10 protein-coding genes are annotated in these 14,611 nt (G+C 72.7%); 4 read left to right on the top strand and 6 right to left on the bottom strand.

What is annotated here, in order from left to right:
- Positions 1 to 4 precede the first annotated feature (4 nt).
- Positions 5 to 1,420, top strand: a complete 1,416-nt coding sequence (locus K8638_RS16660) for a cupin-like domain-containing protein (RefSeq protein WP_223755527.1) — start codon at positions 5 to 7, stop codon at positions 1,418 to 1,420.
- Positions 1,421 to 1,435: 15 nt separating this feature from the next.
- Here the strand turns inward: K8638_RS16660 and K8638_RS16655 are convergent, their stop codons facing one another.
- Entirely contained in the window at positions 1,436 to 2,728 is a 1,293-nt protein-coding gene (locus tag K8638_RS16655; RefSeq protein WP_223755526.1) for a metallopeptidase TldD-related protein, read from the bottom strand.
- Between the two features lie 257 nt (positions 2,729 to 2,985).
- Here K8638_RS16655 and K8638_RS16650 point away from each other — a divergent pair, with 257 nt between their 5' ends.
- On the top strand, positions 2,986 to 4,263 hold the full coding sequence (locus tag K8638_RS16650; protein WP_223755525.1) for a TldD/PmbA family protein: 1,278 nt from the start codon (positions 2,986 to 2,988) through the stop codon (positions 4,261 to 4,263).
- Positions 4,264 to 4,275: 12 nt separating this feature from the next.
- On the opposite strand, the gene K8638_RS16645 is transcribed toward K8638_RS16650, so the two are convergent.
- The 5 genes from K8638_RS16645 to K8638_RS16625 all read right to left on the bottom strand — a co-directional run bounded on the left by K8638_RS16645 (position 4,276) and on the right by K8638_RS16625 (position 9,540).
- Positions 4,276 to 5,379, bottom strand: a complete 1,104-nt coding sequence (locus K8638_RS16645) for a hypothetical protein (protein ID WP_223755524.1) — start codon at positions 5,377 to 5,379, stop codon at positions 4,276 to 4,278.
- Between the two features lie 18 nt (positions 5,380 to 5,397).
- Positions 5,398 to 7,290: a cytochrome c3 family protein gene (locus tag K8638_RS16640; protein WP_223755523.1), complete on the bottom strand. Its 1,893-nt coding sequence runs from the start codon at positions 7,288 to 7,290 to the stop codon at positions 5,398 to 5,400.
- Between the two features lie 110 nt (positions 7,291 to 7,400).
- The gene (locus K8638_RS16635; protein WP_223755522.1) at positions 7,401 to 8,342 is read right to left on the bottom strand and encodes a c-type cytochrome; all 942 of its coding nucleotides are present in this window, start codon (positions 8,340 to 8,342) and stop codon (positions 7,401 to 7,403) included.
- Between the two features lie 8 nt (positions 8,343 to 8,350).
- Positions 8,351 to 9,349 (bottom strand): aromatic ring-hydroxylating dioxygenase subunit alpha, encoded by a 999-nt coding sequence (locus K8638_RS45215; RefSeq protein WP_223755521.1) that lies wholly within the window; start codon positions 9,347 to 9,349, stop codon positions 8,351 to 8,353.
- Between the two features lie 5 nt (positions 9,350 to 9,354).
- Positions 9,355 to 9,540 carry a Xan family putative trans-acting RiPP leader peptide gene (locus tag K8638_RS16625; RefSeq protein ID WP_370644004.1) on the bottom strand — a complete coding sequence of 62 codons (186 nt, stop codon included), beginning with the start codon at positions 9,538 to 9,540 and terminating at the stop codon, positions 9,355 to 9,357.
- Positions 9,541 to 9,725: 185 nt separating this feature from the next.
- Between K8638_RS16625 and K8638_RS16620 the strand changes: the two genes are divergently transcribed.
- Positions 9,726 to 11,660 (top strand): hypothetical protein, encoded by a 1,935-nt coding sequence (locus tag K8638_RS16620; RefSeq protein ID WP_223755520.1) that lies wholly within the window; start codon positions 9,726 to 9,728, stop codon positions 11,658 to 11,660.
- Positions 11,661 to 11,666: 6 nt separating this feature from the next.
- Positions 11,667 to 14,611 (top strand): amino acid adenylation domain-containing protein (locus tag K8638_RS16615; RefSeq protein WP_223755519.1); only part of this gene is annotated, 2,945 nt, incomplete at its 3' end.

Genomic DNA, 14,611 nt, shown 5'->3' with positions numbered 1-14,611 from the left:
GCCCATGATAGCGTGTGACGCCTCCCCCACCACGCCGGGCCTCTCCATGCTGGTTCCCGCTCCGCCGTCCCAGGCCGCCGATACCTCCCTGACGCTCCCCCGCTCCTTCTGGAGGAACTTCGCGAAGGAGCACCTCGACCGGAAGCCCACCGTCCTCGTGCAGCCCTTCACGCGGGGCTTCCCCACGACGCAGGAGATATTCGAGGCGCTCACGAACGCCGGGCAGCAGTTGCTGCGTGAGCAGTCGTACACGCTCATGCGAAACATGCGCTTCTACCTGGAACACGAGGATGGTCCAGACGGGGTGGCCTACCACTCGCTGCTCTTCCCCCTCACGCGCCAGCACGTGCCGCTGCCCGAGGACGGAAGCGCCGAGGCCTACCTGGAGCGGCTCAACCGGTGGCTGGGCGGCAAGCGCTTCGGCATCGTGCTCAACCGCGCCCAGAGCTACCACTGGCGGCACTGGCAGCAGATGCGGTCCTTCCTGGAGGGCATGTACGCGGGGCTCGGCGTGCCGCTGTATGGAGCCGACCCGGCCATCTTCTTCGGCAACTACCGCTACACGCCCTTCGGCATCCACAAGGATGACATGCATGTCTTCCTCTTCATCGTGGAAGGCAAGAAGGTCATCAGCCTGTGGCCCTTCGAGGAGCTGGCCTCTCGCGAGGAGATGCCCCGGAACGACCCCACGCTGCGCGAGCGCACCGCCTCCGTGCACCTGCATGGCAAGGCGGACGAGGACGCGATGCTCGCCCGGGCGATGTTCCTCGAGGGGAACCCGGGCGACATCCTCTGCTGGCCCGCCTCCTACTGGCACCGCGCCGAGCCCACGCCGGGCCTGAGCATCGGCGTGTCGCTCGGCATCGCCTTCCGTCCTCCGGACTTCACCGGCGTGGGCCCGCAGCCCGTCTGGCCGGGCCGCCTGCGCCTCAACGAGCTCCCGCGCGACGGGCGCTGGAGCCTTCCCGCCAGCGTGCGGTCCGAGCTGGCGAAGCGGGGCCGCGGGGGCCTGGTGGAGGCCTCGCAGCGTGAGCTCACCGCGGAGTGGGTGCGCTACCTCACCGGCGGCGCCATGTCCGGTCCTCCTCCCGAGGAGACCGACACCCGGCTCACCTCCAAGGATTGGGTGCGTGGCGACGGCGAGCACGCGCTCGTCGCCGTGCCGCTCCCCGGCGGCCACCTGCTGGTGTCCGGCCACGGCCGCTCCACGTCGCTGCGCCCCTCTCCCGCGGTGCGCCGCCGCATCGAGTGGCTCGTCTCCACGCTCAACAGCGGCAAGCCCCAGCACGTGGAGGCCCTGGAGAGCGCCTTCTTCTCCCGGCTGCCGGCCCGGGGCTTCAGCCGCCGCGCCTTCCTCTCGCTCCTGCAGGACATGGTGCGCTGGCGCTCCGTGAGGCGCATCACCCCCGCGGCGCGCTGAGGCCGCGAGGGACGCTCACCCCGCCCGCGGCGGCAGGACGAGCGTGGGGGTGCCACACCCGTCCGCGGTGGGGAAGAACGTCAGGTCCTCCCCCACCCCTCGCAGCGCCCGGAACGTCTCCAGCAGCGGCAGGTCCAGCTCCAGCGGCGCGATGCGGCGCACCCGCTGTCCGTCCCGCACCTCCCAGCCTCCCGCGACGAGGGACACCGTGCCGGGGCGGGGCATCGTCGTGAAGGTCTCCACCCGAGAGACCAGCTCCGTGTAGCGCGCGGGCAGCGCGTCGCCTCGCGGGACGATGAAGAGGTTGATGGCCGCGGGAGCCGGCGGCGAGGTGCCCTCGCGCAGGGCCCGGCCGTTGGGCTCCGCGCCCAGCCGGGCCGCCGTCTCCCCCGAATGGAGGAAGCCCGTCAGCCGGCCCTCGTCGATGAGCCGCACCACGCGGGCAGGCCGGCCCTCGTCGTCCATCTCGCGGCGGCGCGTGCCCCGTGGGTGGAGCGGGTCATCCTCCACGGAGAGCACGGAGGGAAAGGGCTTGCGCCCCACGGCGCGCGCCAGGGCCGGAGTCACGGAGGCCACATCCCCTCGCAGCAGCCAGGACAGGCCGGCGACGAGCGGGGCCGCCACCGCGGGGCGAAGCACGAGCGGCAGGGCCGGGTCCGCGGCCTCCGCCGGGCCCTCCAGCGCCGAGACGGCTTCCGCCAGGCGCTCACGCAGGGACGCGAGGCGCGTGTCGTCGTCTCCGGGCGGCAGCGCCACGGCATCCACCACGGCGCCGCGCGAGGTCTCACAGCGCAGGAAGACCTCCTCGCCGGACTCCACGAGCGTGCCCTCGGCGCCGTCACTCCGCAGCAGCGAGGACGCCACCGCGCGTCGCGTGAGCACCAGCGCCTGCACGACGACACCGGGCGGCACCACCTCGCGGGCGATGCGCTCGGCCCGCTGCCTCGCGTGCTCCACCGGGAACTCCGGTTCCCAGGGCGGGAGCGGTCCGGCCGGCACCGGGGCGGGTGGAATGGGGATTCGAGCGCCCGTGCCCGCCCGGCGGACGGCGGACTCGAGCAGGGGCCGGAGGTCCTCCGCGGCGCCCACGGCCCCCGCCGCGTGGCCGTGCCGCGCCCCGTCCCACACCCGTGCCGCGGCGGAGAGGGACACGCCGTGGCTGGCGGCGAAGGTGCCCGCGCCGGCCTCGTACTCCAGCGTCAGCCGCGGGCACGCGGAGAGGAAGAGCTCGGCGGTGAAGGACGGGTGGGTGCGGCCGAAGTCCTCCAGTACGGCTCGCGCCGCGCCGGACAGCGCGTGCGGAGTCATCGGGCCGCTCCGTCCGCTCCGCCCCTCACCGGGCCCGCTGTCGCGCACCACGCTCATGCGGCTCCATCATGCACTTCGAGCCCACCCTCTTCAGCATCGCGCCTGGCCCGGACGCCACAAGCCACGCACGGTCCGTGTACAGCCGGGCCCGGCGGCTCCCTGTGCCCTCCCGGATGAACGGGTAGTATCCGCCGGAAGACCGTCCCACCCGGGCCACTTCCCCGGGCCGGCCTCCCGACGGGAAGGAGCCCCTCGCCTTGAACTGGTTCGTGGAGCGGCGCGAGCTGACCGAGGTCGTCCACACCCGCTCCGGGCTCCGCATCCAGGACCCCTCGCTCGAGCGCGGCGTCTCCGGGTGCCACGAGGTGGCGGGCGGCACCGAGCACTCCTGGAGCGAGGTGACGGGCGACGCCGTCCCGGCCGGCCTGCTTCCCATCGAGGTGACTCCCCGCGCGCGAGAGGTCCTCGCCCCCGTGCCCGTGCTCGCGGACAGAGGCGAGCCCGCAACGGAGGCCGTCCGGCGGCTGGTGGACGTGGCGCGCGCCGCCGGTGCCGCGCACCTGGACGTGCTGCTGCGCGAGGTGGACCGGCGGACCCTCTTCGCCAGCAGCGGGCGCCAGGTGGAGGACCATGCGCGCTACGCCCTCCTGGAGGTGAAGGCCTTCCATGCCGGGGACGGCCCTCCCACCGACGCGTGGCGCTCGGCGGCCTTCCCGGACGTAGCCCACCTGCGCGCCGCCCTGCCGTCACTGGAGGCCCTGGTGGACGGGCTCGTGCGCGAGCTGCGGGAGACCACACCCGCGCTCCCCTGTCCCTCCGGTGCGCTGTCCATCGTCTTCCCCCCGGGCGCCGCCTCCGCCTGCTTCTTCCACGAGGTGTGCGGCCATCCACTGGAGGGCGACGTCGTGGCGCGTGGAGGCTCCTATCTCGCCCGGCGCCTGGGCCAGCGCGTGGCCGGGGAGCACCTCACCGTCCGCGATGACCCGACCGACGGCCACGGCGCGCTCGGCTTCGCCTGGGATGACGAGGGCGACGCCGCCCGCCCGGTGGCGCTGCTGCGCGAAGGCGTGGTGGACGCGCCCCTGCTGGATGCCCGGAGCGCGCTCGCGCTGGGCCTCGCGCCCAACGGCCATGGCCGGCGCGTGGACTTCCGGCACCCGCCCCTGCCCCGCATGGCCCACACCCGCGTGGAGCCGCACCAGGGGCACCTGGACGCGCTGGTGGCGGACGTCTCCCATGGGCTGCTGGTGCAGCACCTCACCCCGCGGCAGATGGACCTGCTGTCGGGCGACTTCAGCTTCTACATCGTGGAGGCGCGGGAGATTCGCGACGGCCGCGTGGGACGCCGCGTGGGGCCCGGCATCCTCCGGGGCAACGGGCTGGAGGCGCTGGCCGCCATCGACGCGGTGGGGGCGGACGCGAGGAACCTCTTCGCCACCCGGGGCTGCCGGAAGCTGGACCACGGGCCGCTGCCCGTGTCCTTCGGGCAGCCCACCGTGCGCTTCCGCCAGCTCACCGTGGGGCCCTGGCGGTAGGGCCCGGGCCGCTCACTCCTCCGGGAAGGGCGGGTAGCAGAGGAAGCTGAAGTCCGGGGCCGGGTACTCCTCCTCGTAGGGGTTCGGCGGCGGGTCCTCCTCCGGTGCAACCGCGTGCAGCCGCGCGAAGGAGAGCCCCGGGAGCAGCCCCGCCGCGTTGAAGGGCGGGACAATCCAGGGCCGCCCCTCCTCGGGGTCCGTCAGCGTGTCCACGAAGTTCACCGCCACCTCGCCGGACGTCCCGGGCGGCACCACCAGCGCGTAGTAGCCGATGCTGCTCACCCCGCCGCGGATGGCGGTGAAGCCCATCTGCGACTCACCGGGCGCGCCCGAGGGCGGGGCCCATTCGATGGCGTAGAGGGTGCCCACCGTCGTCTCCGCGGCGATGTCCCCGCTGGGGAACATGAACGTGTCCAGCACCGGGCTGGGGGCATACATCCAGATGAGGACGACGGACCGCCCGCTGGACGGGTCCACCAGGCCGGACACCGTGGTGGCCGTCCCCGTCTCCACGGAGAGCGTCTGGGCCAGCGCGCCGAGCGCGCCCGCCTCGCCCACCATCACCGGAGCCTGAATCAGGCACTGCGCCCCCGTGGGCGCCACCGGGCGCAGCGTCGTCGTCGCGTGGTAGGGCACGGCGGGAATGGGAGCGAAGCCCTCTTCCTCGGGGAAGAAGTCGCCTGCGCCCACCGACAGCTCCGGCGTGGGCTCGGCCCGCATCGAGTAGACCCGGGACGGGTCCGCCGCGAGGCCGCGCGTCTGGAAGTTGCCCCACGGCGGCAAGGCGGGGCCGCTGCTGTCCACCACCTGGCCGCCGGGGTCCACCATGTCGATTCGCGCACCCCACACGGCCGCGCGCATCACGGTGGGCACGCCATACAGCAGCGCGGGCGGCGGAGGCCCCTCGGGGTCGTCCGGCGGCACCGGCCACGTCATGAACGAATAGAAGAGGGCCTCCGGGTCGAAGACGACGCCGGAGACGGGCACCCGCGCCTCGGGGAGCGAGTCCGAGTACGGGGCCTGGTTGGCGGGGGTGGACTCCGGCGCGGTGCTCTCCGAACAGGCGGAGAGGACGGCGGCGGACAGGGTGCTGGCGACGAGGGAGCGAACCTTCATGGCGGTCCTCGGGAGGGCTCAGCGGGCCGGCAGGACGTGCTCTGCCGGCGGGGTGGTGACGTGGCACGCCTGCGCGCAGTTGCCGTACGCGTTGGGCGTGTTCTGGAAGGGCTCGAAGCGCAGGTCGAAGTACTCGACGCCGTGGGACTGCAGGTGGCAGCCGTCGCAGTTCATCTGGCTGGGCCACAGCGTGCTCTCGCGCGTCAGGTGGCACAGCGTGCAGTCACCCTTGTTCTGGTTGTACTTGCGCGAGTTGAAGTGCATGCGGTGGATGACGTCCGGCAGGTAGCCGAAGGCCTCCTCGACGTGACACGCCTGGCAGGACTCCACGTGGTCCACGGACATGCCGTGGTAGACGTTGGAGAGCGAGTTCACCCCGTTGTGGCACACCTGGCAGTTGCCCACGCGGCCCGGGTAGGTGGTGGGCTTGTCCTGGCCGACCTGGAAGAAGAAGGGGTCCAGCCGGTTGAGGCGCTCGCCCATGAAGGAGCGGTGGCCCTTGAGCAGGATGGCGTAGGTGCCCGGCTTCGCGTCCGGCGGGAGCTGGACGGAGTACGTCGTGGGCGGCATGGCGTCACCGCCGCCCGCGAGCCCGTCGAGACCGGGCGGCAGGTAGAACTGGGGCTCGCTCTGCAGCGGATGGGAGAAGTACGGCAGGTCGTACGTACCGCGGGACGGCCTCAGCTCCTGGAGCGGCCCCACCACCTTGAAGCCGGACTCGGTGGCGCTCGCGTCGCGGTAGGTGCCGTGCATGTTCGTGTTGAAGTAGGCGAGACCGTTCGACTCCTCCGCGATGAAGGCGTTGTAGCTGGGCATCACCGCCCGCGGGTGCAGGCCGTGGCCCTCCCCGTCGCGCAGCGACACGGCGAAGCTCACGGACTCACCGGGCATGAAGTAGCTGCCGTTGGCAGGGCGGGACAGACGCACCGCCTGCTCCAGGCCGAAGCCACAGGGCACCTGCTCGTCCGTGGCGAATCCGTCCTCACCGAGCCGGTAGCAGGTGGCCTGACGCTCCTGCTCCGGAGCAAAGGTCACCGGGAAGAGGAACGGCTTGCCGGGCAGCAGGCTCCAGGTGAGGCGGATGACGCCCTCGCCGGAGAGCTGGGGCATGGTGAAGGACTTGAAGGGGTCCGTCGAGCCGGAGAACGACACCTTCACGAGCGTCTTGTAGGTGGGCTCGTCGCCGTCGGGGAGCAGGTTCACCTGGTTGTCACCCGGGAACCGGGGCCGGCCGATACCCGCCACCGTCCAGCTCGCGCGGGTGCGGCCGGTGGTGGGGCTCTCCGCGAGGAAGTCGGTGCGCTTGTAGGTGGTGGAGGCACGCACGGTGCCGTCCGCGTCCATCACCTCCAGGAGGATGGTGTCATCCAGGGACAGCATCCACGCGGCGTTCTCGTAGTAGGTCTCGCGATCGAAGGTGGTGTCGGAGTCGTTCGTCCACTCGTCCCGGCCGATGCTCAGGCCCGACCAGTCCAGGTCCTTGAAGCGCGACTCCTTCCGCATCCAGAAAGCCGCGGCGTGGCGGTTGGTGAAGTCGATGTGCGCGTTGAAGACGGCGTCCACGGCGGTGAACTCGCGCAGGAAGTAGCTGACGCCCGGGGTGACCCGGATGCGCGCGGTGGGCACCCTCGGGGCCTTCAGCGGGATGCCGCCGTTGAGCGGCTGGCACGCGGTCGGGTAGTCCGGCAGCGTCAGCGAGCCGGCCGACACGGGCTCTCCGTTGGGAAGCATCGCGCAGCCGTTGAAGTACAGCAGCGACAGGGCGATGGCTCCCGAGGCGGAGCTGGAGTACGGGTCGAAGGCCCGCGCACCGCGGCCCCGCGTCCCCTCGGCGTCAGAGGTATTGAGGACGTCACAGCCGGCAGCGAGCACCAGCACGGCGAAGAGCAGGCTCTTTGGCAGTTGGGTCATGGGGACACGCGTCCAGGCCACACCGGGGAGGCATGGGGTGGGACGGAGGGGGTCTCAGGAGAAGCGGGTGAGCAGTCTACCGGGCCGTCCCCGTGCGGCGCCAGATCAGGTCATCTGCCGGGTGGCGCGGCGGCGGGAACGGTGCGCAGGTAGCGGTATAGGGCTCGCAGGTCGTCCTCTGTGAGTCCGGCGAAGAACACCCAGGGCATGGACAGCTTGTTGACGCGCGCGGACGTCGCGGGGGCCGGGGCCAGGTCCTTGAAGGCGGTGAAGCGGGCGACGAACGCCGCCTCGTCCACGCCTCCCAGCCCCCGGGCGTGAGGCGTCAGGTTGGCGACCACCTCGGGCCCCCGGGGCGTGGGCAGCGAGCGCCCACCCGCGTAGGGCGTGCCCGCTTCGTCCACCCCCGCGTGGCACGCGGCGCACTGCGCGAGGGTGGCGAGATAGCGCCCGCGGGAGACGGCGTCCGCCGCGGGCTCCGGGACGACGCCCTTCACCGGTGAGGCGAGCGACTGGTACTCCGCGTACACGGCCGGAGGGATGTCCGAGCGCGGCACGGAGCGCGGCGACGGGGGCACCTGGCGCAGCCACGCAATCACCGCGCGGGCGTCCGCGTCCGACAGCTCCCGGTAGAGGAGGAAGGGCATCAGCGGGAAGAGCGTCTTCCCGTCCCGGCCGGTGCCGTCGCGCAGGGCGCGCATCAGCTCCTCGTCCGTCCACCGGCCGATGCCGTGCTCGGGGTCCGAGGTGATGTTGGGCGCGCAGACGCGGCCCGGCAGCTCCCAGCTCTCGTCCCAGCAGGCGCCGGACAGCGGGGCCCCCGTGACGGGACCGCCGTAGCGGGACCAGTCGCGCTCGGAGTGGCAGGAGCCACACGCAAGCACGTGCTCCACGAGGTAGCGCCCGCGCTCCAGCGCCGCGGCGGACACGGCGGGTGCGGTGGGAGCCGTCTTCGCGGTGGTGGCGGTGGCCGGAGGCGTGGCGGGAGCGGCCGGCGGTGCCTCGCGCTTGCAGGCGCACAGCGTCAGCAGGAGGAACAGCCAGGAGCGCATGAAGGGCCTCAGTCCGGTGCGGGCGCGTCCACGGGTGCGCCCATGCGCAGGGCGATGATGCCCCGCCGGTATTCGACGGGCAGCCGGTCCGCGGGCGTGTGGACCTCTCCAGCGAAGTCCACCGGGTGGGCCCGGGGACGCACCCCCTCCAGGACGCGCCGGTCCTGCTCGAGGATGGCCAGCTCGCTCTTCACGAACATCGCCGGAAAGTGGTTCTGCAGCCTCGGGTGGTACGAGCAGAAGTAGAAGCAGCGCATCGACTCCTCCGAGAGCGGAGAGGCGATGGCGTAGACGGTGTGCACGTAGAAGAGCGTGGGCTTGAAGGCCAACCGCGCGGCGAAGGGATACGTCACGTCATAGGTGAGCGTGGTGCGGTCCACCCTGGCGGGCACGCCGTCCACGGCGGGCGAGAGCGCGGGGTAGACGATGCGCGCCCGGACGCCGTCGGGCCGCCGCTCCACCTCGTAGGGAGGCACCTCCTGCTGCTCCGGATTGCCGAACGTCCCCCGGTGCACCCAGGACAGGTGCGCCACGTCGAGGACGACCTCCACCATGCGGCCCGCGGAGACCTCCCAGTCCAGGTGCGGCAACGCGACGGTGGCCACGCTGCCGTCCTCCAGCTCCGGCCACTCCGGCAGCGGGGCCGCGGGCTCGGGCGCCAGACACACCCAGATGAGGCCGTAGCGCTCGGTGGCGCGGAAGGAGGAGACACGCGCCCTCGCGGGGATGGGCACGCCCGGTTGCGAGGGCACGTGCACGCACCGCCCGTCCGCGCCATAGGCCCAGCCGTGAAAGCCGCAACGGAGTCCATCCGGGGTGACCTCACCCGCGGAGAGGTCCGCGCCCCGGTGGGCACACCGGCGATGTGTCACCGCCACGCCGGTCCCCGTGCGCCACAGCACCAGGTCCGTCTCCAGCAGGCGCGCGGCCAGCGGACGCTCCGTCAGCTCCCGCGAAAATGCGACGGGGTGCCAGTACGCGGAGAAGGTCTCGACGTAGGAGCGCACGGCGCTCACGCCAGCGCGAGCGGAGCGATCTTGCTCTCGATTTCCTCGAGGAGGAAGTCGATCTCCTCAATCTCGTCGAGCTTCTCGGGGGCCGCGGCGGGCGCCGCCTCGCTGGCCGTCGCCAGGGGGGCGGAAGACATGGGCTGCTCGGACGGCGTGGCCTGCGACTGCACGTTCTCTTCCGATGCCATGAGGCTTCCTCTCAGGAACGCGGGGGATGTCGATGCTCACGGCAAGCCGGGGGCGCTGTCAATGCACGGCCAGGCAACGTCGGACATCACGGACAGCCAATGACACATCGCACCACCAGACAACGGCACTCCGGGTGACGCATTTTCCCGGATGAAGCCGGTCGTATACGCTGACACATCCCCTGATGACTTCCTCTCCCCTCGCTCGCACCGCGGCCGTGGTCTGCCTGCTCTGGAGTTACACCGCGCGCGCCGAGTCCTGGGGTGGCGCGGAGCCCGGCGTCACCACGCTGCAGCAGGTCCTCCTGGCCTTCGGCCCTCCCAGCCGGCAGGTGCATGAGCAGAGTGAGTTCGTCCTGACCTACCAGCGCAAGCAGGCCCCGGACGGCACGCGTGGCGCCCGGTTCCACTTCGACGCGGCCGACGGCCGGCTGCGGCGCATCGAGGTGACGCCCACGCGTCCGATGCGGCGCGCCGGCATCGAGGCCCTGCATGGGCCGGAGTGCGCGCCGGCCTCCACCGGAAGCGGAGACTGTCACGAGGTCGCGAAGGGCCCGGCCCGGCGGACGTGGCTCCACTACCGCTCGCGCGGGTTGAGCGTGCTCCTGGACTCCACGCAGCGGGTGCAGCGCGTGGTGTACGTGAAGCCGGAGGTGCCGCCGGACACGCGGGCCACGCCACGCGTGGACGAGGAGCCACGCCCCGCGCCCACGGGCGACGCGGATGTAACACCCGCCGCGGTGCCGCCGTCCTCGGATGCCTCGGGGCTCGCGACGGCCCTGGTGGTGGACGGGGACGCGCCCTCCGCGCCGGCGGTTGCTCCGCAGCCAGCGCCCGTGGCCGTGGGTGACGGCCTCGCGACACCGGTGGAGGCTCCGGCGGCCAGCGCCACGGGAACGGACGGCTCGCTCGTTCCTGGCTGGGGTGGGCCCGAGAGCGCGTCCGGCGACGACGAGGCGTGGAACGACAGGAAGCAGGACCCGCTGGCGGTGGGCGGCCTCTTCTACCAGCGCGCCGAGGTGACGGGCCTGCGCGCGCAACGGAAGACCACGCTCCAGCCCAGCTTCCCCGCCCTCGCGGACATCTACCTGGACGGCCGGCCCTCCTCGCGCGTCCGCGGGTTCATCCTCGGGCGGCTCACGTACGACCCGCTCCAGACAGAGGGCGGCGGCCCGGACACCGTGCTGGGACAGCTCTGGGTGAAGTTCGATGTCCTGCGCCACCTGTACGTCACCGCCGGACGCCAGGAGGTCCGCTGGGGCAGCTCCCAGGTCTGGAGCCCGACCGACTTCCTCCAGCCGCCCAACCCGGACCCGCTCAACAACCTGGACCTGCGCACCGGCGTGGACATGGTCGAGCTGTCGCTTCCCTGGGAGGCAATGGCCGCCAACCTGTCGTTGATTGGCACGGCGGACCTGGAGGGCGCGGGCACGGACACGCGCCGCCTGCGCTACGGCGGCGGCGCGCGGGCGGAGATGGCGGTGGGACCGGGCGAGGTCATCGCCTCGGCGGTGTTCCATCAGTCGCGCCGGCCGCGGTACGGCCTGGACGTGTCGACGGGGGCCGGCCCGCTGGACCTCAATGCCGAGCTGGCCTGGGTGAGCGACTCCTCCACGCGGCTGTGGGCGCGCGAGGGCGACGGCTTCGTGGAGCGCGAGCTCGACGGCGGCAAGGTGCTGGCCAGCGCCGGCGTCTCCACCCAGTTCGAGTTCGCCGAGCGCTACCTCGCCACCGTCAGGCTGGAGGGTTTCTACAATCCGCTCGGTTATGACGACCGGGCCTTCCTCCCCTGGCTGAGCACACAGGGCGACTTCCGGCCCCTGTTCTTCGGCCGCTACTACGCCATGGGACAGTTCAACGTCGGCCGCCGCGGGCTGTCGGAGCTGTCGCTGACGCTCACCACGCTCGCCAACGTGCGGGACGCCTCGTATCTGTCCCGGCTGGATTTCCGCGCCGCGCCCTTCGACGCGCGGACCATCACCGTCCAGTCCTTCATCGAAGTGCCCTACGGAGAACGCGGGAGCGAGTTCCGCTTCGAATCCGTCCCCGCGGACCCGTCCGCGTCGCCCTCCGGGCTCGGTGTCTTTCGCGCCGGGCTCAGCCTCCTGATGCGCATCTAGCCCACCATGACCTCGAGCTCCGACCTCGACCCCAAGGACCCCGCGGCGAAGCGCGAGCTGCTGCGGCAGCTCCTGGAGCGCAAGGCTCCGTACGCCGGGCAGCCTCCCGCCACTGGCCCCGTGGAAGGCGCCGGAGCACCGCGCAACGTGCTGGCGGGCCCCGCCCGGCGCGCCGCGGGCACGCCCGCCGTCCCGTCCCCCGCTCAGGAGCGCATGTGGTTCCTGCACCAGCTCCGGCCCGGCACCGCGACCTATGTCGTGCCCTTCGCGGTGGAGCTGGAGGGCCCGGTGGACGCCGGAGTGCTGGACTCGGCCCTGCGCGCGCTGCTGGCGCGGCACGGGGCGCTGCGCTCCGCCTTCCCTCCGGTGGACGGGCGTCCCACGGTCTCCACCCACGAGGTGCCGCCCCGCGTGCTGGAGGTGGAGGAGGCCGGGGACATGGCGCGGCTGGAGCAACGGCTGCGGGAGGAGTCCTCGCGCCCCTTCGACCTGGAGCGCGGTCCGCTGTACCGCTTCCGCCTGCTGAGCGCCTCGCCGCGCCGGCACGTGCTGGCGCTGGTGTTCCACCACCTCGTCATGGATGGCGCCTCCCACAACGTGCTGATGCGCGAGCTGCGGGTGCTTCACTCCGCGCTCGCCCGTGGCGAGGCCCCCGTCCTGGAGCCGCTGCCTCTGGAGTACGCGGATGTCGCGGCGTGGCAGCACACTCCGGCGGCATCGGCGCATGAGCCGGAGCTGCTCGCGTACTGGAAGCGCCAGCTCGAGGGCGCACCGCAGGGGCTGGAGCTGCCCACGGACCTGCCGCGGCCCGCCCTGCGTTCGGACCGGGGCGCGCTGACGGAGCGGCTCGCGCTGTCTCCCGCGCTTGCCGCGTCCCTCCGCGCCTTCTGCCGCGAGCACCAGGTCACGCCGTTCATGGTGCTGTACGCCGCGTTCGCCGCGCTGCTGTATCGCTACTCGCGCCAGGACGACTTCTGCGTCGGCACTCCTGTCTCCGGCCGCACCCACCCAGCCACCGAGGGGCTGGTGGGCCTGTTCGTCAACACCGTGGTGCTGCGCACCCGCGTGGCGGCGGACGAGCCCTTCACGGCGCTGCTGGCCCAGGTGCGTGGCACCACGCTGGAGGCGCTGGCCCACCAGGAGCTGCCTTTCGAGCGCCTCGTCCAGTCCCTCGGCGTGGAGCGGGGACCGGGCCAGTCGCCCCTGTTCCAGGTGATGTTCGACCTGTACCGGGTGGAGCACTCACTCCTGGACGCCTTCCCGGGCCTGGGCGCTCGCGACGTGCCGCTGGACACGGGCGCGTGTGAGTTCGACCTGCACCTCACGCTCTTCGAGAGCGCGTCCGGCTTCGAGCTCTTCGCCCGCTACAGCACCGAGCTCTTCGAGGCGTCCGGCGCCCGGCGGGTGCTGGGCCACTACCTCCAGTTGCTCGGCCACGCGCTGAGCGCGCCCCGCACGCGCATCGACTCGCTGGCGCTGCTGTCGGACGCGGAGCGCGCCGGCGTGCTGAGCGACTCCTGCCCGCCGCGCCGGCCCTTCCCGCTGGAAGCCCCCTTCCACGAGCACTTCTCCGCGCAGGCCGCACGCACTCCCGACTCCGTGGCGTTGGCCGCCGCGGGGGGCGTGCGGTGGACGTACGGAGCACTGGAGGCGTGGACCAACCGCGCCGCGCGGCGGCTGGTGGCCCAGGGCGTCGGCCCGGAGTCCGTGGTGGCGGTGCTCGGCCGGAGAAGCGAGGCCACCGTGCGCGCGCTGCTGGCGCTGCACAAGGCCGGCGCCGCCTACCTCCCGCTGGACGCGCAGCTTCCCGCCGCGCGACTGGGCACGCTGCTGGCGGAGAGCCGCGCGCCCTTCATCCTCCCGCTGGGCCCGGTGGACTCGCTGCTGTCCGAGGTCCTCGCACAACTGCCCGAACAGCGCCGGCCCCGGGTGCTGTCGCTCGACGGGCTGGAGGCGGAGGGCGCCGGGCGCCTGCCTCCGCGCGCCACACCGGAGTGCCTCGCGTACGTGCTGTTCACCTCCGGCTCCACCGGCACGCCCAAGGGCGTCATGGTGGACCACCGCGGCATGCTCAACCACCTGCTGGGCATGCGCGAGGCGCTGGGGCTGGGAGAGCGGGACACCGTCGCGCAGCTCGCCGCGCTCAGCTTCGACATCTCCATCTGGCAGATGCTGGGCGCGCTGGCCGGCGGCGGTACCACGTACCTCATCGAGGACGACGTGGTGAGGGACTCGCCGCGTCTGGCCGCGGCGCTGGAGGAGAGCCGGGCCACCGTCATGGAGATGGTGCCCTCCGTGCTCCAGAGCATCCTGGAGGGCGCGAGCCCGGACAGCACCTTCCCGCACATGCGGTGGGTGGTGCTCGGCGGCGAGCCCGTGCCGCCCGCGCTGTGCCGCGAGTGGATGGAGCGCTGCCCTGGCTGCCGCATGGCGGATGCCTACGGCCCCACCGAGAGCTCGGACATCGCGAGCCTCTACTTCCTGAGCGGCCCCCCGGCCGGGACCTTCACGCCCATTGGCACGCCCAAGGCGAACATGGAGGTGTACGTGCTGGATGATGCGCTCCAGCCCGTGCCTCCGGGTGTGGTGGGAGAGCTGTACCTGGGCGGCCTGGGTGTGGCCCGAGGCTACGTGGGCCGGCCGGACCTCACCGCCGAGCGCTTCGTGCCGCACCCCTTCAGCTCCGAGCCCGGCGCGCGCCTGTACCGCTCCGGAGACCTGGGACGCTGGTTGCCTATGGGCGTGCTCCAGTTCGTCTCGCGCGCCGACCTCCAGGTGAAGGTGCGAGGCATGCGCGTGGAACTGGGCGAGGTGGAGGCCGCCCTGGCCTCCCTGCCCGGCGTACGCTCCGCCGCCGTCACCGTCCAGCGCCGCGGGCCCGCTGACTCCTGGCTCGTCGCCTGGGTGGTGCCCTCCTCCGAGGACGTGCGCACCGACTCCCTCCACCACGC

The organism is Myxococcus sp. RHSTA-1-4 (genome assembly GCF_020037125.1).
In the GTDB taxonomy this organism is placed as follows: domain Bacteria; phylum Myxococcota; class Myxococcia; order Myxococcales; family Myxococcaceae; genus Myxococcus.
This window is presented reverse-complemented; position numbering and strand designations above follow the sequence as displayed.

Bases quoted from the DNA above. Each gene is read 5' to 3' on its own strand.
- K8638_RS16660 (WP_223755527.1), top strand. From the start codon at position 5: ATGATAGCGTGTGACGCCTCCCCCACCACGCCGGGCCTCTCCATGCTG.
- K8638_RS16655 (WP_223755526.1), bottom strand. From the start codon at position 2,728: ATGACTCCGCACGCGCTGTCCGGCGCGGCGCGAGCCGTACTGGAGGAC.
- K8638_RS16645 (WP_223755524.1), bottom strand. From the start codon at position 5,379: ATGAAGGTTCGCTCCCTCGTCGCCAGCACCCTGTCCGCCGCCGTCCTC.
- K8638_RS16640 (WP_223755523.1), bottom strand. From the start codon at position 7,290: ATGACCCAACTGCCAAAGAGCCTGCTCTTCGCCGTGCTGGTGCTCGCT.
- K8638_RS16635 (WP_223755522.1), bottom strand. From the start codon at position 8,342: ATGCGCTCCTGGCTGTTCCTCCTGCTGACGCTGTGCGCCTGCAAGCGC.
- K8638_RS16625 (WP_370644004.1), bottom strand. From the start codon at position 9,540: ATGGCATCGGAAGAGAACGTGCAGTCGCAGGCCACGCCGTCCGAGCAG.
- K8638_RS16620 (WP_223755520.1), top strand. From the start codon at position 9,726: ATGACTTCCTCTCCCCTCGCTCGCACCGCGGCCGTGGTCTGCCTGCTC.